The organism is Amycolatopsis sp. NBRC 101858 (assembly GCF_030269325.1).
GTDB classification, from domain to species: Bacteria; Actinomycetota; Actinomycetes; order Mycobacteriales; family Pseudonocardiaceae; genus Amycolatopsis; species Amycolatopsis ponsaeliensis.
Genome location: NZ_BSTD01000001.1, coordinates 1083972 through 1101760, shown reverse-complemented (window position 1 = coordinate 1101760; position 17789 = coordinate 1083972). Strand labels below are relative to the sequence as shown.

Here is a 17789-nt window from a genome sequence, read left to right as displayed (position 1 = left end):
GCGATGGCGTTGACGATCGGTGACTTCACCGCGAACCTGAGCATCAACGACGAGCAGTTCAAGGCCGTGCTCGGCGAGATGCAGAAGAAGTTCGACGAAGCCAAGGCCACGATGCTCAAGGCCGCCGACGAATGGGGTGCGGGCGTTTCGCAGCGGCTGGGCGCGGCGCACGGCCCGGTCGTCGGCACCGCCGCGAGCATCGGGCTGCAGGCCGCGACGGCGCTGGGCGGCGGGCTGCTGTCCATCCTCAGCGGACCCGTGATCGCGTTGCTGGGGCAAGGGATCCAAGCCGGCCTCAACGTGGCGCTGGGCTTCATCTCCCAGAACTTCCAGCCCGCGCTGGCCGCGGTGTCCGGCTTCATCTCCGGCACGGTGGTGCCGGTGTTCCAGGCGCTGGCGAGCTGGATCGAGGCCAACAAGACGCCCATCATGATCGTGGGCGGCGCGCTCCTGACCTTCTTCCTGCCCGCGCTGATACAAGTCGGGATCCAGGCCGCGATAGCCGCGGCCGGGATGATCGCGTCGTTCGCCACGATGGCGGCTTCGGCGGTGGTCTCGGCGGCGACCACCGTGGCGTCCTGGATCGCCATGTCGACGCAGGCGGCCATCTCCGGGGCGATCTCCCTCGGGACGATGATCCAGCAGGTCTTCCAGTGGGGCCTGATGGGCTGGGCCGCGCTGGCCACCGCCGCGCAGGTGGTCGGGGCCTGGATCATGATGGGCGTCGAATCGCTGATCGCCGGGGCCAAGATGGCCGCCGCGTGGCTGCTGGCGATGGGCCCGATCCCGATCATCATCGCCGCGGTCGTCGCGCTCGTGGCGTTGATCATCGCCAACTGGGACACGATCGTCGCGTGGACGAAGGCCGCGTTCCAGGCCATCTGGGACTTCCTCGTGATGGTGTGGAACGCGATCGTCGCGGCGATCCAGGTCGCGATCAACGGCGTCATCGCCGCCATCGGCTGGCTGGGCCGGCTGCCCGGGATGGTGATCGGCTGGTTCGGCTCGATCTTCAGCGGTGCCGTCGGGAAGCTCGGCGAGCTGCTGTCGTGGCTCGGCGGCCTGCCCGGGATGATCCTGGGTGCGCTCGGGAACCTGGGCAACCTCCTGCTCGACGTCGGCCGGTCGATCCTCGAGGGCCTGTGGAACGGCATCAAGAACGCGGCCACGTGGATCAAGGACAAGATCATCGGGCTGATCAAGGACATCATCCCCGGCCCGATCAAGTCGATCCTCGGCATCAACTCCCCTTCCAAGGTGGCCGCCGAGCTCGGCCGCTGGGTGCCGCTGGGGCTCGCGCAGGGCATCGAACAGACCAGCACCGCGGTGTCCAGGGCGTCGACCCAGCTGGCCGGCCTGGTGACGAACCGGCTCGCCGACCTCGCGACCGTCCAGCCTCGGGCACTGGCCTTCGCCGGCGCCGGGTTCGCCGCGGACCCGCCGCGGCAGGACCGGGCCGTGGTGCACATCGAGAACTTCTACGCCACACCCAGCCAGACCCCGGCCGACATCGCGGGCGACCTGGACTGGATGTCCCGAGGGGGTGGCTGAGTGAGCGCGGGTGACCTGATCACCGACGACGGCCAGCTGGAGTGGCGGGGCACGCTGCTCGGCTCGGGCAGCCCGTTCCGGATGACCAAGCTCGACGGCTGGCTCGACCTGCCGGAGATGCGCGCCGACAACCCCGACCGGCCCGGCCGCCACGGCGGGTTCCAGGGCAACCAGCTGGCCGGGCAGCGCACGGTCACGTTGTCCTACCTGGTCAAGGGCGTGCCGGCGGCGGACTTCGGCGCGGTCGTCACGACCCTGCGGAAGATCACCGCGCCGGCGGAACGGCCGCTGGAGGAGCCGCTCGTCGTGCGGCTCGACGGGGAGAGCTGGCTGGCGAACGCCCGGTGCGTCCGGCGGACGATCAACGTCGAGAAGTACTACGCGCTCGGGTACACCACCGGCGCGATCCAGTGGCAGGCCACGGATCCGCGGCTGTATTCGGTCGCGGAGCAGCGTGACGTCACCGCGCTGCCCTCGCCCCCGGCCGACGGCCTGGGGTTCCCGCTCACCTTCCCGCTGGTGTTCGGCACCGGCAAGCAGGGCGGGCGGCTGCGGGCGGTCAACGCGGGCGGCGCGGCCAGCTGGTCGGTGTGGGAGATCCGCGGCCCGGTCACCGGCCCGGTGATCGCCAACCGGGACACCGGCGAACGGCTGGTGTTCGACGGCACCTTCACCGTCCAAAACGGACAGACGCTGACCATCGACACCGACGCCAGGACGGTGCTGCTCAACGGCGTCAACCAGAGCGACAAGCTGCTCACCCGCGGCTGGTTCCCGATCCCGGCGAACGGCGCGGTCCAGGTCGACTTCACCGCCGCGTCCTACGACCCGAACGCGTCGCTCACCGGCCGCTGGCGACACGCCATCATCTGATCCGAGGGGGAAACACCATGGCCGAGCGCAACTCGTGGGCCGTGTCCGACTCGCCGAACGGCGTCATCACCACCGAAGACGCGCGGCTGGCGCTGAGCGCGGCCCTGCAGTCCGGCCCGGGCCCGGTGCTGTCCCGCAACGGCATCCGGCCCGCCACCGGCAACCCCGGCCTGGTGGCCGCGGCGTCGCCGACGCCGGACGGAACGGTGACCGTCCAGCCGTTCCAGATGTTCATGCGCGCGAGCCGCGGGGTCGGCAGCTACGTGCAGACCCTCGACGCGGTCAAGACGCTCGACCTGCTCAAGGACAACCCGGCGCACTCGTCCAACGGGCGGATCGACCTGATCGTCGCCCAGCAGACGGACAAGTTCTACGGCGACACGGCCAACGGCTTCGTGGTCAAGCAGATCGTCGGCGAACCGTCTTCGACGCCGGGGGAACCGACCCCCGCCGGCGACTACATGCAGCTGGCGCGGGTGCGCGTCCCGGCGGGGACCAGGACCATCACGACGGACCTGATCGACGACCGCCGGCCCGGCTGGGTGGTCGGGCTCGGCGGGATCATGCCGAGCCGCGGGGTCGGCGAGCGCGACGGCGTCCACAGCTACAACGGGATCACCACCTACCGGCAGGACAAGCGCTGGCTGGAGATCAACGACGGCGAGAAGTGGCGCGTGCCGAGCATGCCGGTGTGCACCTCGCTCGCCGACGTCCGCGCGATGATCACCGACCCGCTGCCCGGCCAGCTGGTCTTCAGCACGCAGGACAACCTGGTCTACCGCTGGAACGGCGCGGACTGGATCGGCTCAGTCGCCACGGGTGGCGGCGCGGTCGGCACCACCCCGACGGCCACCCGGCACGAGGCCCGCTACGAAACCCGCGGCAACGTGCAGACCTTCGCGTCGGGGGTGGACACGCGAAGCCGGTTCCCCACCGCCGTCTACGCGTCGCCGGACATCACCCCTTCGGCGAACAACGACACCTTCACGCTGAACCGGGCGGGCATCTGGAGCATCACCGCCAGCCTCCGGACCACCGCCCCGATGGGCAGCGGCGAGTACCACACCTACATGGCGATCACGGACGGCGCGAACACCGGGATCCGGTACGCCAACACGATGTCGCGCTGGCTGCTCACCTCGCCGGGCACGATGAGCACGGCCACGACGAACTTCTTCAACGCCGGGGCCACGGTGAGCGTGATCTTCTGGACCGACAACGCGGGCCGGGTCCACGACGCGGGCTGGGCGAACGTCAACCACGTCTCGCTGACCTGGCTGAGGGCCTGAGATGGCGCAGGATCCGGTCCACACCTACCTGATCTCGGACCTGATGACGAACCGGACGCTGGCCGAGGTCCCGCTCACCGGCGTCAAGTACTCGAAGAAGCTCGGCGCTTCCGGTTCGCTGTCCGCGACGCTGAGCCTGGGTGACCAGCGGATCCGCGCGATCGACCCGTACGACCTGAGCACGCCGGGCCGCCGGGTCGTCTACGTGCTGCGCGACAGCCGCCCGGTGTGGGGCGGGCTGGTGTGGACGCGGAAGTTCGACTCCGACTCCCAGCAGATCTCCCTGGGGTGCGGGGACTTCTGGTCGTACTTCGAGCACCGCAAGGTGCTGCCGGTGCTCCCCGCGGCCGCGTTCACCGACCCGCACTTCGTGGCGAAGCAGAAGGTCGAGTGGAAGAACACCGACCAGAACACGATCGCCCGCAACCTGGTCGAGCTGGCGCAGTCGCACCCCGGCGGGAACATCGGCGTCACGTTCCCCGACCGGGACCTCTCCGGCATCCGGCTCGACCGGACGTACTTCGGCTACCAGAACGTCAGCGTCGGCGACGCCCTGCGCAAGCTTTCCCAGCTCTACGACGGCCCGGACGTGCTGTTCGACGTCGGCCCGCCCGACCGCAACGGCCGCCCGACGCGGCTCATGCGGCTCGGCACGCCGAGGCTCGGGCAGCAGGGCTCCGCGCACGTCTGGGAGTACGGCGGGAACCTGCTCGGCTACGGCTGGCCGTCGGACGGCACCCGGATGGCCACCCGGACGTTCGCCTCCGGCGACGGGATCGAGAGCGGCATGCTCGTCGCCGTCGCCGAGGACCGCGGCCGGTACCCCGACGGCTGGCCGATGCTGGAGACCGAGTACGGCTACAGCTCGGTCACCGACCCGGGGCAGCTGGCCTCGCACGCGCTGTCGGACCAGGCGGTGAGCAGGCTCCCGGTCGTGCTGCCGACCCTGACCGTCCACGGTGGACTCCCGCCGACCGTCGCCGAGATCGGGATGGGCGACGACGCGCGGGTGATCATCAAGGACGACTTCCACACGAGCGGGATCGACACGCTGATGCGGATCGTCGCGCTCGACGTCACCGTCGGCGACGACGGGCGCGAGGGTGTGGCGCTGACCATGAACCCCCTGCTGGAGGACGCGGCCTGATGGCACAGATCAACCAGCCGTCGAACATCGTCGACCAGGTGGTCGCGCTGCGCCGGGAGGTCGACGAGCTGCGCAAGCGCGTCGGCATCGGGAACGCGACGATCTCCGGCGGCACGTTCACGGTGCAGGACAACGGCGTGATCCGGATGGTCGACCCGGACGGGCACCTCATCCTCTACTTCGGGCCGGGCAGCGACGGCAAGCAGATCATCCGGATCCGCCGCGACGGCGGCTCGGACGTGATGTACACGTACACGACCGACAGCGGGCGGCAGTTCTGGGCGCTGACCGACGGCAGCAGCGACATCGTCGCCTCCGACGACGCGGCGTCCGGCACCGGCCTGGCGCGGCCGTGGATCCCGGTGTCGTTCGAGAAGGTGCGGTTCGCCGATTGGCCGAAGATCACCAACGCCTCCTTCGAAACGGTGTGGGAGGCCAACTTCCAGAAGACGCACCCGTTCATCCAGCTGTTCACCGTCGAAGGGTGCGAAGGCGGGACCAACGGCGAGGGCCAGATCGTGATCACCGACGCCGCCGGGCAGGCCACCGTCGCCGAGTCGTGGTCGTTGGGGCCCGGCCTCGGCCGCAACCGGCGGGGCCCGTATGCCCTGCCCGGCCGGCCCTACGCCGGTGAGGTGCGGGTCGCGGTGAACTACCGCCGGACGTCCGGCACCGGCAACGTCGTGGGCGTCGCGATGGACGCCACCCAGCGCCAGACGTGAGCCCGGACCTACGCTGGGAGGCATGAACCGTCTCGCCAGTGCGACCAGCCCGTACCTGCTCCAGCACGCGGAAAACCCGGTCGAGTGGTGGCAGTGGGGGGCCGGCGCGCTCGCCGAGGCGCGGCGGCGGAACGTGCCCATCCTGTTGTCGGTGGGCTACGCCGCGTGCCACTGGTGTCACGTCATGGCGCACGAGTCGTTCGAAGACGCCGAGACCGCGGCGGTGATGAACGCGCACTTCGTGAACATCAAGGTCGACCGCGAGGAGCGGCCGGACATCGACGCCGTGTACATGGCCGCCACGCAGGCGATGACCGGGCAGGGCGGCTGGCCGATGACGTGCTTCCTGACCCCGGACGGCGAGCCGTTCCACTGCGGCACCTACTACCCGCCGTCGCCGCGGCCGGGGATGCCGTCGTTCCGGCAGCTGCTCGCCGCGGTCGCCGAGGCGTGGCAGGAGCGGCCGGACGAGCTGCTCGACGGCGCCAAGCAGATCGTCGCGCACATCGCCGAGCAGACCGGGCCGCTGCAGGAGTCCGTTGTGGATGAAGCCGTGCTCGCCGCCGCGGTCGACAAGCTGAGTCAGGAAGCGGATCCCGTCAACGGCGGGTTCGGCCGCGCGCCGAAGTTCCCGCCGTCGATGGTGCTGGAGTTCCTGCTGCGCCACCACGAGCGGACGGGCTCGGCCGACGCGCTGTCCCTGGTGGAGTCGACGGCCGAGGCGATGGCCCGGGGCGGTCTGTACGACCAGCTCGCCGGCGGCTTCGCGCGGTACTCCGTGGACGCTTCGTGGATCGTGCCCCATTTCGAGAAGATGTTGTACGACAACGCGTTGCTCCTGCGTTTCTACGCCCACCTATGGCGGCGCACCGGCTCGGCGACGGCGTTGCGGGTCGCCTCCGGGACCGCGGAGTTCCTTTTCGAGTACCTGCGGACCGCCGAGGGTGGCTTCGCGTCTTCGCTGGACGCGGACACCGACGGCGTCGAAGGCCTGACGTACGTCTGGACGCCGGCGCAGCTGCGTGAAGTCGTCGGTGACGATTCCGCGGCTGCGCTGTTCGGCGTCACCGAAGAGGGGACGTTCGAAGAGGGCGCGTCGACGTTGCGCCTGTTCGGCGACCTGCCGGAACCTCTCCGCGTCCAGCTGCTGGAGGCGCGCGCGAAGCGGCCGCAGCCGGGCCGGGACGACAAGGTGATCGCGTCCTGGAACGGCCTGGCGATCACGGCGCTGGCCGAGGCGGGTGTGGCCCTGGATCATCCACAGTGGATCGAGTGGGCGGTGGGCGCGGCCGAGCTGCTGCTCCGGGTGCACGTCGTCGACGGCCGGCTGCGGCGCAGCTCGCGCGACGGCGTCGTCGGGGAGTCGGCCGGGGTGCTGGAGGACTACGCCTGCGTCGCCGACGGGTTCCTGGCCCTGCACCAGGCGACCGGTTCGGCGAAGTGGCTCACCGAAGCGACCCGGCTGCTCGACCTGGCGCTGGCGCACTTCGCGTCCCCGGACGTCCCGGGCGCGTACTTCGACACCGCCGACGACGCCGAGACGCTGGTCCAGCGGCCCGCCGACCCGGGCGACAACGCGAGCCCGGCGGGGGCATCGGCGCTGGCCGGGGCGCTGCTGACGGCGTCGGCGCTGGCCGGGCACACCGATTCGGCGCGCTACCGCGAGGCCGCCGAGCAGGCGTTGCGGCGCGTCGGCGTGCTGGCCGGGCGGGTGCCGCGGTTCGCCGGGCACTGGCTGTCGGTGGCGGAGGCACTGCAGGCCGGCCCGGTGCAGGTCGCGGTGGTCGGCGACGGTGCTTCGCTGAGGCTGGCCGCGGCGCGGGGCGTGCACGGCGGCGGCATCGTGCTGGCCGGCGAGCCGGACGCGCCGGGCGTCCCGCTGCTGGCGGACCGTCCGCTGGTGGCGGGGTCGCCGGCGGCTTACGTCTGCCGGGGGTACGTCTGCGACCGGCCGGTGACGACGGCCGAGGAGCTGACGGCTCAGCTCTGAGTGAACGACCTGCCCCTTCCCGTGTATTCGGCGTAGCGTCAGCAGCGTTGTAATCATGTAATCGCGGAGGTGGAGTCATGGGACGAGGCTGGAAGGGCAGCAGCGGCTGGCAGCAGGGGGAGGTGCCGTCGGCGGCCGACGCGGCGGCGTGGTTCGGCGGGCGCCTGCCCGACGGCTGGTTCGCCGGAGCACCGGAGATCAAGGTCGACCGCGAAGAGATCATCGTGGTGGGCGAGCTCCCGGCGTTGACGGAGGAGTACGCGGACGACGCAGCCCGCGCGGCGGCCGAGGAGGGCCGCATCAGCCGCTACCGCGAGGAGACGCGCGACGAGCGCATCGAGATCGCGCGCCAGGCGGAGCACCGCTACCAGCGCAAGGTGGCATGGGGAGCGCGGCTGGGCAGCACGACGGCGCTGTTCACAACGCATTCGGCGCCGGTGATGACCCGGCTGCGCCAGCCGGAGAGGCTGGTACTGGACACACTGGTGGACGCCGGGGTGGCCCGGTCCCGCTCGGACGCGCTGGCATGGGCGGTCAGGCTGGTGGGCGAGCACGCGGACAGTTGGCTGGGAGAGCTGCGCGAAGCGATGACGAAGGTCGACGACCTGCGCTCGAAGGGCCCCGACCTGGCCTGACACTGGGCCGCGGCGCCCCTGCGACCTCGGCCGCGGGGCCGTCGTTCGCGGGGCCCACTCGAGCGGTGGGGCGTCGCGAGTCCGACTTGCCCCGCTCGAGCGGTCGGGCGTCGCGAGTCCGACTTGCCCCACCCGAGCGGCGGGGCGTCGCAAGTCCGACTTGCCCCGCTCGAGCGGTCGGGCGTCGCAAGTCCTGCCCCACGCGCGCCGGCGCGGCCCGGTGGGCGAGGCCGGCCGCGGTCTCGCGCATGGCTGCCCGCCGCCTGAACCGTGCGGTGCCGCCCCCTCGGCGGCACCCCAGGCGCGACGGCTTCGGCCTGGCGCGAGACCGCCGGTGGCTCGGCGGTCTCGCGCAGCAAGGGGTCCGGCGGCCGAAACCCCGCGCCAACCGCCCACCCCCGCCCCAACCGTGGGGTGCCGCCCCCTCGGCGGCACCCCACGGCCCCGTCAGTCGGCGACCAGCACCGGCCCGCCCTGGTAAAGGCGCATCCCGACCTGCCGGAAACCACCGGCCTCCCGCTGCCGCCGCACGATCCAGCGGCCCGGTGCGATGCCCGTCGCCCCGTGCTCCGGGTGCACCAAATACACCGGCGCCGCGTTGTCGATCGCCGCGACCGCGAGCCCCTCGGGGTCCATGACCCACGTCGTCAGCTCGCACGAGCCGACCAGCGTGTGCGGGTTGGTCCCGTCGCCGCCCCGGACGAGTTCGGCCCCCTCCGCAGGCAGGGCATGCCAGCCGCCGGGGGAACGCACCGCGTCCGCCATCGCCGCCGGTACCACGATCAGGTCGCCCTGGGCCTGGAGCCCGTCGATCACCGGGACGTCGACCTGCCGGTCGAGGTGGGCGAGGACGTCCAACCCCGTCCGGTCGAGCAGTTCCGCCAAATACATGGGAATCACCTCAAAAGAGTTCAAGTCCGGCGCCGCAGCCGCGCGTACTGGGCTCCGGTGAGCCCGTACGTCCAGCCGGCGGCGTCGAGGGGATGGTCGAGTTCAGCGGGCACGCGCAGCCCGTAATGCCGGCGCGTGCCGTCGCGTTCGACGGACCCGTTGACCACCAGCAGCAGCCGGGTCGCCGAGCCGTCGTAGAGCCGGAGTTCGCACCCCGGGTTGCCGGGATCGCCGGCGCGGCCGAGGAGCTCGAGCCCCGCCTCCGCCACGAACGCCGGCCAGCCGACGCGTTCGATCGCGCACCGGCGCACCTCCACGTTGCGCTCCGCCATGATCCGGTCGGCCGACGGCGCGTCGATCACCCAGGACGGCACCCGCGTCCCGTGCCACGCGTGCACGGTCCAGCTGTCGGGAAACGCGATCACGGGGCCGGTCTCGTGGTGCAGCCGGACCAGGCCATAGGCATCGTCGACCCGTTCCGTCCGCACGACGAGCGGCCGTTCGGCGATGACACAGACACCTTCGCGCGGCCACCACCAGCCACACGACCGCGCGAGCGTGGCCCACAGATCCAGTTCACGAGCGTCGTCCGGGGCGAACCGCACCCCGTCCACCCGCCGGTGGAGGTCGTACAGCGCGACCCAGTGGGCCTCGTGCTGGCCACCCCAGTACAGCCCGGATCCCGTCGTGAGCTCGCCGCGAAGCGCACCGGCGACGGAGTCCCGGACCGACCGCCGCAGCGCGGGCCCCAGGCCGTTGTTCAGCAACGCCCGCAAGGGAACCGCCAGCGGATCCGGCGGGGGCCGGTCCGGCAGCCGGTACCGGTCACGCCAGGCGCCGATCCGCAGGTCGAGCCGCTCGCGCAGGGACGCCACCCGGCTCGCCAGGCGCGCCTCCACCGGCGGATCACCGCCCAGGGAAAGCGCTTGCGCGGGCGGCATCACCGCGACCGCGGCGGCCGGAGAAGACGTCCACGAAAACGTCGGCGGCGACGCGCCGGCCAGCTCGTAAAGGCGGGTGATGGCCGCTTCCGCGGCGGGACGGTCAGCCGGCTCGGTGCTCAGCGCGTGGCTCAGCCAGGAATTCCGGATTTCGAGGGCCCGCGACCAGAGTCCGGGGCCGGGGAAGCGACGGCCGGGCCGTCGCGAGGCGCTCAACGCGCGAGGGCGCGCACGCCCTTTCGAATCGACATGGACCGATCATGACAGCCTTTTCGCCGCCCGCGCAAGCCTGGACCTCCGGGGGCGTTCGCGCCTAGAGTGCGTCGTGCCCACGGTCCGTGCCGTGGTTCCGCCGTCGCACCGGGTCTTTCCTCCGAAGGATGGCGTCCATGGACGGCAGGTTCACCCGTCGGCAGCTGATCAAGGGCACCCTTGCGGTTTCCCTGGCACCGCCGATCCCGCTCGCGCACCGGTACCGCGTCGACGTCCCGGCGCTCCCGTGGCCGGCGGCGAACGACATCGTCGCGAACACCACGATCCCGCAGTTCCCGGACCGGAGCTTCCCGATCACCGGGTACGGCGCCAAGAACGACGGTAAGACCGACAACACCGCGGCGATCAAGAAAGCGGTCGACGCGTGCAATGCGGCCGGCGGCGGTCACGTGATCGTGCCCGCCGGCGGCAGTTTCCTCACCGGCGCGATCTACCTCAAGAGCAACGTCGACCTGCACCTGGAAACGGGCGCGGTGCTCAAGTTCGGCGGGGACGCGTCGAAGTTCCCGAACGTCCTGACGCGCTACGAAGGAATCGAGTGCGTCAACCGTTCGCCGATGATCTACGCGTACCGCGAAAAGAACATCGGCCTCACCGGCAGCGGCACGCTCGACGCGGCGGCGACGTCGTCGTGGAACAAGGGCAGCGATCGCGCTTACCTGGAAACGCTGGTGGCCAAGGGAACCCCGCCGGAGAAGCGCGTTGTCCCTGGCTCCGGCCACACCATGCGCTCGACGTTCGTCGAACCGTACGACTGCGAAAACGTGCTGATCCAAGGCATCACGCTGGAGAACGCGATGTTCTGGCAGCTGCACCCGACGCTGTGCCGCAACGTCACGGTCGACGGCGTGAGCACCGACCCCAGCACCGCGCACTCCAACACCGACGGCTGCGATCCCGAGTCGTGCGACCACGTCGTCATCGCGAACTGCACCCTCGGCGCGCACGACGACAACATCGCGATCAAGTCCGGCCGCGACGCCGACGGGCGCCGCGTGAACGTCCCGTGCCAGAACCTCGTGGTCGTGAACTGCGTGATGAACGGCAACTGGGGTGCGATCACCTGCGGCAGCGAGCAGACCGGCGGGATCCGCAACGTCTACGCCTACCAGCTCACCGTGAAGGGTGAAACGAAGTTCGCGCTGTACGTGAAGTCGAACACGCTGCGTGGCGGGTTCACGGAGAACATCAACCTCGACAGTGTCTCCGGCACCTTCGCGCGGAACTTCGTGTACGTGACGTCGACGTACAACAGCCAGACCGGCGGCTACGTCCCGTCGTTCGGGCCGTTCACGATCAGCGACTGCGCGAGCACGAAGATCGCGGGCAAGACCTTCGACGTCAGCGGGCTTTCGAACGCCCACGTGCACGGGTTCACCGTGGCGAACTCCACGTTTAAGGGCGTGTCCGACACCTCGAACACGCTGAAGTACGTGGACAACGCCAAGTTCACGAACGTGACGGTGAACGGCAAGCCGATCTGAACCTGCGGGATCGGCGCGGCTGCGGCAGGCTTACTACCAACGAGTAGCAAGCCTGCTGTCAGTCCTTTCCGGAGGTAGCCGTGGACATCCCCGAAGTGCCGTCGAAGGTGGATCCGGACGCGCTGACCACCGTCCTGGACGGCCGCTGGGCCGAGCTGCGCCGCGGGGTGCGCGCGGAGATGAGCGACGCGGAGTTCCGGGACCCGGTGGACCTCGGTGTCGAGGACCACCGCGCCCAGGTGCTCGACCAGCTGCGGGCGCTCGCCGAGACCGACCGGCCCGCCTTGGGCTTCGACCCCGCGTACGGCGGCGGTGGCGACGTCGGCGGGTCGGTGACGTCGTTCGAACTGCTCGGCTACGGCGACCTGTCGCTGATGGTCAAGGCCGGTGTCCAATGGGGACTGTTCGGCGGCGCCGTCCAGCTGCTCGGCACCGAGCGGCACCACGCGGCGCACCTGCGCGCGATCATGGACCTCGGCTTGCTCGGCTGCTTCGCGATGACCGAGCACGGCCACGGCTCCGACGTCCAGCACCTGCGCACCACGGCGACCTTCGAGAATGGCGAGTTCGCCGTCCACACGCCGGATGCCATGGCGCAGAAGGAATACATCGGCAACGCGGCCCGCGACGGCCGGATGGCAGTCGTGTTCGCCCAGCTCGTCACCGGCGGCGAATCCCGCGGTGTGCACGCGTTCCTCGTGCCGATCCGGGACGCCGAAGGTGCACCGCTGCCGGGAGTGTCCATCGAGGACTGCGGGCCGAAGGCGGGCTTGAACGGCGTCGACAACGGACGGTTGAGCTTCGACAACGTCCGCGTCCCGCGCGAGGCCCTGCTGAACCGCTTCGGCGACGTCGCCGAGGACGGCACGTACTCGAGCCCGATCGAGAGCGACAGCCGCCGGTTCTTCACGATGCTGGGCACGCTGATCCGCGGCCGGGTGAGCGTCGGCGGCAGCGCCGGGAGCGCGACGAAACGCGCACTGGCCCTGGCGATCCGCTACGGCGAGCAGCGCCGCCAGTTCATGACGCCGGACGGCGACGAGGTCGTCATCCTCGACTACCTCGGGCACCAGCGGAAGCTGCTGCCGGCGCTGGCGAAGACGTACGCGCTGGCCTTCGCGCAGGAGGAGCTGGTGTCGAAGCTGCACGACATCGACTCGGCGGCGCCCGAGGAGGAGCAGCGCGAGCTGGAGTCGCGCGCGGCCGGGCTGAAGGCGCTCAACACGTGGCACGCGACGGCGACGATCCAGGCGGCGCGCGAGGCGTGCGGCGGCTCGGGGTACCTGGCGGAGAACATCCTGCCGGGCCTGAAGGCCGACACCGACGTCTTCACGACGTTCGAAGGCGACAACACGGTGCTGCTGCAGCTGGTCGCGAAGGGCCTGCTGACCAGCTACAAGCAGGACTTCGAGGACCTTTCGCCGCTGGCCACGGCGCGGTTCTTCACCGACCAGGTGGTGAGCGCGATCCTGGAGCGGACATCCGTGCGGAAGGCGCTCGAGTCGCTCACCGAGGGATCCGACGCGGACGTCTTCTTCCGCCGTGAGTGGCAGCTGAGGCTGTTCGAAGACCGCGAGGAGCACGTCGTCGAGGGGGTGGCGAAGCGCCTCCGTAAGGCGGCGTCGGACCCGTTCGGGGTGTTCAACGCGGCCCAGGACCACGTGCTGCGCGCGGGCCGCGTTCACGTGGAGCGACTGGTGCTGGAGGCGTTCGCGGCGGCCATCGAGCGGTGCGAGGACGCGGACGCCCGCACGCTCCTGGACCGCGTCTGCGACCTGTACGCGCTGTCGGCGATCGAAGAGGACCTGGCGTGGTTCCTGGGCCACGGCCGCCTGACGGCGTCACGCGGAAAGGCCGTCACCGCGGCGGTGAACGGCCTCTGCGCCCAGCTGCGGCCGCACGCGCGGGCGCTGGTCGACGCGTTCGCGATCCCGGAACAGTTCCTCGCGGCGCCGATGCTGCGGTCCTGACCGGTGGGTGGCCGGCGTCGGGGGCCGGCCACCCACCGGGGCCCTACCTGCGGTGCTTGCCTTCGTCGTCGGTGACCTCGAACTGCTCCTTGCGGACCTTGCCCGAGACGGTCTGCTCGTCGGTGACCGTCTCGGTCCGCATGCGGACCCGCTCGACCGGCACGGTTTCCTTGCGCACCACGGGCTTCTCGGCGTGGAGGACGAGGTCCTGCTCGGCCTCGCCGATCTCGCCGCCGGCCTGGCCGTCCTTGATCGGCTCCCGCTCGATGCGCACTTCCTCGTGCCGCACCGGGACGGTGACCTGCTGCTCTTCGGTGACGACGTACTTGCGCAGCCGGACGTGCCCGGTCTCGACCTGCTCGGTGCCGACGTTCAGCCGTTCCTCGGAGCGGGTCATCGTGCGATCGTCCTTTTCGGACTTGCCCCGCCCGGCGGCCGCCTTGTCACGGCCGCCCATGCCCTGGCCCGCGTCGGCCATGCCGGCCTTGCCCTGGCCGGCCATGCCTTTGCCGGTGCCGCCCATCGCCGGGTCGCGGCCCTGCGTCCGGTCGCCCATCCGCCCGTCCGGTGAGGTGCGCGGCATGGGGAGGCCGTAGTGCTGGTAGAGCTGCGCGCTTTCCTCGGGTGAGAGGTGCCCGTCGGCGTCGATGCGCGGCGCGTCCGAGACGGCGTCCTTGTCGACCCGGACGTGCACGCCGTCCTTGTCGGTGTGGGCGCCGGAGAGCGGGACGAAGCTCTCCTTGGTGCCGAAGAGGCCGGTCTTGACGGTGATCCATTCGGGCTGGTGCGTGGCGTCGGCGAGGTAGACGTTGCCGACCTTCCCGAGCTTGTTGCCGGCCGGGTCGACCACGGCACTGTCGATGAGCTCCTGGGGCTGCATGGTCTTGGCCATCGCGGTGCGGATCCTTTCGCGCGTCGGGTGTTCGGTTGAGCCCACCGTCGGCCGCGTTGTTGATCACGGCAACCGTCGTGGTGCTCCCGTGGGTGACCCCGGAAAGTGGTGGTTTGGCTCGTGTCCCACGGGCAAGCCGGGCAGGTTCCCGCAGGTCGCGCGGGGTGCGTCCGCGGTGATCGAGAGGGTGGGGGATGGCGCGAAGGTGTACATGTGACCGGCACCACTTCGGGGGCTGTCACAACGCTTCGGCGGAGGTCGTCAAGAGGGTGACACCGACGAAGGGAACGGTCATGGAACCGCGGTTCAACATGTTCGAGAACGAGGTCACGAGCAAGTTCTTCAAGCGCCTGATCGCGGCGTCCCGCCCGATCGAGGAGTCCTCCCTCCCGAAGGCGACGCAGGAGCTGGTGAAGATCCGCGCGAGCCAGGTCAACGGCTGCGGAATGTGCCTCGACATGCACACGAAGGACGCGGCGGCAGCGGGCGAGACGGCGGTCCGCCTGGCCATGGTGGCGGCGTGGCGCGAAGCGGTGGTGTTCACGGAGGCGGAGCGCGCGGCATTGGCACTGGCAGAGGAGGGAACGCGCCTGGCGGACAGCCACACGGGAGTAACGGACGAGACGTGGGCAGCGGTCCGCAAGCACTTCGACGACGACCAGATCGGCGCGCTGGTCTGCCTGGTGGCGGAGATCAACACGTGGAACCGCTTGAACGTGATAGCCCGCAACCCGGCGGGCGAGTACCAGCCGGGAATGTTCGGCTGAGGTGGTGCGAGCTGGGGACTTCCAGGGGGAGGTCCCCAGCTACGCGTACATGGCCAGCCAGATGGCAATGTAGTGCGAAATCGCCGCAAGCACGGTGCAAGCGTGGAAGTACTCGTGGTACCCGAAGGTATCCGGCCAATGATTCGGCCACTTGAACCCGTAAAAAGCCGCCCCCAGCGTGTAAAACAGCCCACCCACGCAAAGCAGCACCAAAGCCGCGACTCCGGCGTGCGTCAGAAGCTCGGGGAAGACGAAGACCGCCACCCAGCCCAAAGCGATGTAGATCGGCACCCCGAGCCACCGCGGCGCGTGCGGCCACAGCATCTTCAGCGCGACGCCGAGAACTGCCCCTCCCCACACGATCGACAAGATCACGTAGCCCGTCGGCTTGGACATCGCCAGCAGGGTGAACGGCGTGTACGTGCCCGCGATGAACAGGAAGATCATCGAGTGGTCCGCGCGCTTCATCCACTTGTACGCGCGGGGGCTCCACAGACGGCGGTGGTACAGCGCGCTCACGCCGAACAACCCCAGCACCGTCAAGCCGTAGACCGACGTTGCCAACGCCGCCGTCGAGGACACTGTGGACGCCGCCAGGCTGATCAGCGCCGCCGCTGCCGCGAGGGCGCCGAAGAACGTCCAAAAGTGGATGTGCCCGCGCAGCCGGGGGCGGAGGTCCACTACGGGCTCGGGTGGTTCCGTCGTCACGCTCACTCATCCAGGTTACGGGACCGTAGGTTCCCGGACAGCGGTCGAGTCACGCGCCTCACACCGGGTGCGTAGGCTTCATCGACGTGAGTGTGCGCTCCTTCTTGTCCGACGTCGTGTACAGCGCCTACGGCCGGCGCCTCATCCAGCAGGCCGCCGGCCGGCATCCCCGGCACATCGCCATCATGCTCGACGGCAACCGCCGCTGGGCTCGGGAAGCGGGCTTCTCGGACGTAGCGGACGGCCACCGCGCCGGCGCGAAGAAGATCGCGGACTTCCTCAGCTGGTGCCAGGAGGCCGAGGTCGAGGTCGTCACCATGTGGCTGCTCTCGACCGACAACCTCAACCGCGACCCGGACGAGCTCACGCCCCTGCTGAAGATCATCACCGACGTCACCGACGAGCTCGCCGCGCCCGGCAAGACCTGGCAGCTGCGCATCGTCGGCGCCCTCGACCTGCTACCCACCGAGGTCGCGAAGCGACTCAGCGAAGCCGCCGCGCGCACCGAAGGGCGGACCGGGATGGAGGTCAACGTCGCGGTCGGTTACGGCGGGCGCCAGGAGATCGCCGATGCAGTCCGCAAGTTGCTCCTGCACCACGCCGACGAGGGCACGACCATTCACGAGCTCGCGAAAATCCTCGACGTCGACCACATCTCCGAGCACCTTTACACCTCGGGGCAGCCGGATCCGGATCTCATCATCCGAACGTCCGGTGAACAACGGCTTTCCGGATTTCTGCTCTGGCAGTCCGCGCATTCGGAATTCTGGTTCACCGAAGCGTATTGGCCGGCATTCCGCCGCGTCGACTTCCTGCGCGCCATGCGCGACTACGCCTGGCGCCACCGCCGATTCGGTTCCTGACACGCCGAAGGGCCCCCGGAGCGGACTCCGGGGGCCCTTCGGAAGCCACACTCAGTGGTGGTGGTGCTCCAGCGAGTGCAGGATCAGCGCCGGGGTGGTGGCGATGCCGGTGTAGGCACCGGCGACCAGGGAGGCCGCGCCGTAGCCCAGGGCGCCGCCGCCCTCGATGAACGTGGCGTAGGCGTCGCCGAACGTCGGGTCCGGGGTGCCCGTCGTGTCGCCCGTCGCGGCGAACGCGGTGCTGCCGACCATCATGAGGCCCGCAGCGGTGGCGGCGACGAAACCAGCCTTCTTCAGCACTTGGCACACTCCTAGGTAGAACTGTTGGGGTCCGGGCGCCGGGTGAACCGGCGGTGTGTCCCGCAGTCAAAAAATTACTCGCTTATCGGGCTTCTCGTACGGCTTGTACGCCCATTGTGTGAGCCTGATGCAGGTGCTTTCACTCGGTACGGTTCTCTCTTGGTAGCGCAAAATGCGACACTGCTCCGAACGTGGTAAAAGCTCATCCACTGATTTCGTGAATACGCCGGGTCAGCAATTTTCCCAAGATCATTCCGACGTGGGTGCACCGAACGGGACCCCGGTCACTCACGGTGACTGTCACCAGCTGTCGATGTCGGACGACCGACAGTGAGGTGACGATCTGGCGAATCACCGTGTTGGCTCCCTGCGCGATCCCGCATTCGTAGGTACCTTCCGAGGAGAGGGCACGCGATCCGTGCGGGCCCTCGCGGGAGGCCCTGGTCGTGACGGTGATCGAGGGGGCGGCGCAGCCGCCCACGAGACGCACGAG

At 70.1% G+C, this 17789-nt stretch carries 16 protein-coding genes; 11 read left to right on the top strand and 5 right to left on the bottom strand.

What is annotated here, in order from left to right; translation table 11 throughout:
- The first annotated feature begins 3 nt into the window (after positions 1-3).
- From QSK39_RS05205 to abmR, 7 genes are all read left to right on the top strand, one after another.
- Positions 4-1551, top strand: a complete 1548-nt coding sequence (locus QSK39_RS05205; protein WP_285476507.1) for a phage tail protein — start codon at positions 4-6, stop codon at positions 1549-1551.
- A complete protein-coding gene (locus tag QSK39_RS05200) occupies positions 1552-2424 on the top strand; it encodes a phage distal tail protein (RefSeq protein ID WP_285476506.1) in 873 nt (290 codons plus the stop codon).
- Positions 2425-2441: 17 nt separating this feature from the next.
- Positions 2442-3713, top strand: coding sequence for a hypothetical protein (locus QSK39_RS05195; RefSeq protein ID WP_285476505.1), 1272 nt, complete (start codon positions 2442-2444; stop codon positions 3711-3713).
- Position 3714: 1 nt separating this feature from the next.
- Positions 3715-4860: a hypothetical protein gene (locus QSK39_RS05190; RefSeq protein ID WP_285476504.1), complete on the top strand. Its 1146-nt coding sequence runs from the start codon at positions 3715-3717 to the stop codon at positions 4858-4860.
- Positions 4860-5582, top strand: a complete 723-nt coding sequence (locus QSK39_RS05185) for a hypothetical protein (protein ID WP_285476503.1) — start codon at positions 4860-4862, stop codon at positions 5580-5582. The genes QSK39_RS05190 and QSK39_RS05185 overlap by 1 nt, the downstream gene beginning before the upstream one ends.
- Before the next feature lie 22 nt (positions 5583-5604).
- Entirely contained in the window at positions 5605-7572 is a 1968-nt protein-coding gene (locus tag QSK39_RS05180; protein WP_285476502.1) for a thioredoxin domain-containing protein, read from the top strand.
- Between the two features lie 77 nt (positions 7573-7649).
- Positions 7650-8207, top strand: coding sequence for an ATP-binding transcription factor AbmR (gene abmR / locus QSK39_RS05175; protein ID WP_285476501.1), 558 nt, complete (start codon positions 7650-7652; stop codon positions 8205-8207).
- Positions 8208-8654: 447 nt separating this feature from the next.
- On the opposite strand, the gene QSK39_RS05170 is transcribed toward abmR, so the two are convergent.
- Both QSK39_RS05170 and QSK39_RS05165 read right to left on the bottom strand, forming a co-directional pair.
- Positions 8655-9098, bottom strand: coding sequence for a DUF8820 family protein (locus QSK39_RS05170; protein WP_285476500.1), 444 nt, complete (start codon positions 9096-9098; stop codon positions 8655-8657).
- Positions 9099-9118: 20 nt separating this feature from the next.
- Entirely contained in the window at positions 9119-10255 is a 1137-nt protein-coding gene (locus QSK39_RS05165) for a DUF6745 domain-containing protein (protein ID WP_285476499.1), read from the bottom strand.
- Between the two features lie 173 nt (positions 10256-10428).
- Between QSK39_RS05165 and QSK39_RS05160 the strand changes: the two genes are divergently transcribed.
- Both QSK39_RS05160 and QSK39_RS05155 read left to right on the top strand, forming a co-directional pair.
- Positions 10429-11796, top strand: coding sequence for a glycoside hydrolase family 28 protein (locus tag QSK39_RS05160; RefSeq protein ID WP_285476498.1), 1368 nt, complete (start codon positions 10429-10431; stop codon positions 11794-11796).
- Between the two features lie 80 nt (positions 11797-11876).
- Complete coding sequence (locus tag QSK39_RS05155; RefSeq protein ID WP_285476497.1) at positions 11877-13766, top strand: acyl-CoA dehydrogenase family protein; 1890 nt, start codon at positions 11877-11879, stop codon at positions 13764-13766.
- A 43-nt stretch (positions 13767-13809) separates the two neighbouring features.
- On the opposite strand, the gene QSK39_RS05150 is transcribed toward QSK39_RS05155, so the two are convergent.
- The gene (locus QSK39_RS05150) at positions 13810-14658 is read right to left on the bottom strand and encodes a DUF2382 domain-containing protein (RefSeq protein WP_285476496.1); all 849 of its coding nucleotides are present in this window, start codon (positions 14656-14658) and stop codon (positions 13810-13812) included.
- 293 nt (positions 14659-14951) lie between these two features.
- Here QSK39_RS05150 and QSK39_RS05145 point away from each other — a divergent pair, with 293 nt between their 5' ends.
- Positions 14952-15425, top strand: coding sequence for a carboxymuconolactone decarboxylase family protein (locus QSK39_RS05145; RefSeq protein ID WP_285476495.1), 474 nt, complete (start codon positions 14952-14954; stop codon positions 15423-15425).
- A 39-nt stretch (positions 15426-15464) separates the two neighbouring features.
- Here the strand turns inward: QSK39_RS05145 and trhA are convergent, their stop codons facing one another.
- Positions 15465-16106, bottom strand: a complete 642-nt coding sequence (trhA, locus tag QSK39_RS05140) for a PAQR family membrane homeostasis protein TrhA (protein WP_434056829.1) — start codon at positions 16104-16106, stop codon at positions 15465-15467.
- A gap of 113 nt (positions 16107-16219) precedes the next feature.
- On the opposite strand from trhA, the gene QSK39_RS05135 reads away from it, so the two are divergent.
- On the top strand, positions 16220-16996 hold the full coding sequence (locus QSK39_RS05135) for an isoprenyl transferase (RefSeq protein WP_285476494.1): 777 nt from the start codon (positions 16220-16222) through the stop codon (positions 16994-16996).
- A 51-nt stretch (positions 16997-17047) separates the two neighbouring features.
- Here QSK39_RS05135 and QSK39_RS05130 read toward each other — a convergent pair whose 3' ends face one another.
- Entirely contained in the window at positions 17048-17296 is a 249-nt protein-coding gene (locus QSK39_RS05130; RefSeq protein ID WP_285458735.1) for a hypothetical protein, read from the bottom strand.
- Positions 17297-17789: the final 493 nt, after the last annotated feature.

Excerpts from the sequence above, each read along its gene's own strand:
- QSK39_RS05205 (WP_285476507.1), top strand. The coding sequence starts at position 4 with ATGGCGTTGACGATCGGTGACTTCACCGCGAACCTGAGCATCAACGAC.
- QSK39_RS05195 (WP_285476505.1), top strand. The coding sequence starts at position 2,442 with ATGGCCGAGCGCAACTCGTGGGCCGTGTCCGACTCGCCGAACGGCGTC.
- QSK39_RS05190 (WP_285476504.1), top strand. The coding sequence starts at position 3,715 with ATGGCGCAGGATCCGGTCCACACCTACCTGATCTCGGACCTGATGACG.
- QSK39_RS05185 (WP_285476503.1), top strand. The coding sequence starts at position 4,860 with ATGGCACAGATCAACCAGCCGTCGAACATCGTCGACCAGGTGGTCGCG.
- QSK39_RS05180 (WP_285476502.1), top strand. The coding sequence starts at position 5,605 with ATGAACCGTCTCGCCAGTGCGACCAGCCCGTACCTGCTCCAGCACGCG.
- abmR (WP_285476501.1), top strand. The coding sequence starts at position 7,650 with ATGGGACGAGGCTGGAAGGGCAGCAGCGGCTGGCAGCAGGGGGAGGTG.
- QSK39_RS05170 (WP_285476500.1), bottom strand. The coding sequence starts at position 9,098 with ATGTATTTGGCGGAACTGCTCGACCGGACGGGGTTGGACGTCCTCGCC.
- QSK39_RS05160 (WP_285476498.1), top strand. The coding sequence starts at position 10,429 with ATGGACGGCAGGTTCACCCGTCGGCAGCTGATCAAGGGCACCCTTGCG.
- QSK39_RS05150 (WP_285476496.1), bottom strand. The coding sequence starts at position 14,658 with ATGGCCAAGACCATGCAGCCCCAGGAGCTCATCGACAGTGCCGTGGTC.
- QSK39_RS05145 (WP_285476495.1), top strand. The coding sequence starts at position 14,952 with ATGGAACCGCGGTTCAACATGTTCGAGAACGAGGTCACGAGCAAGTTC.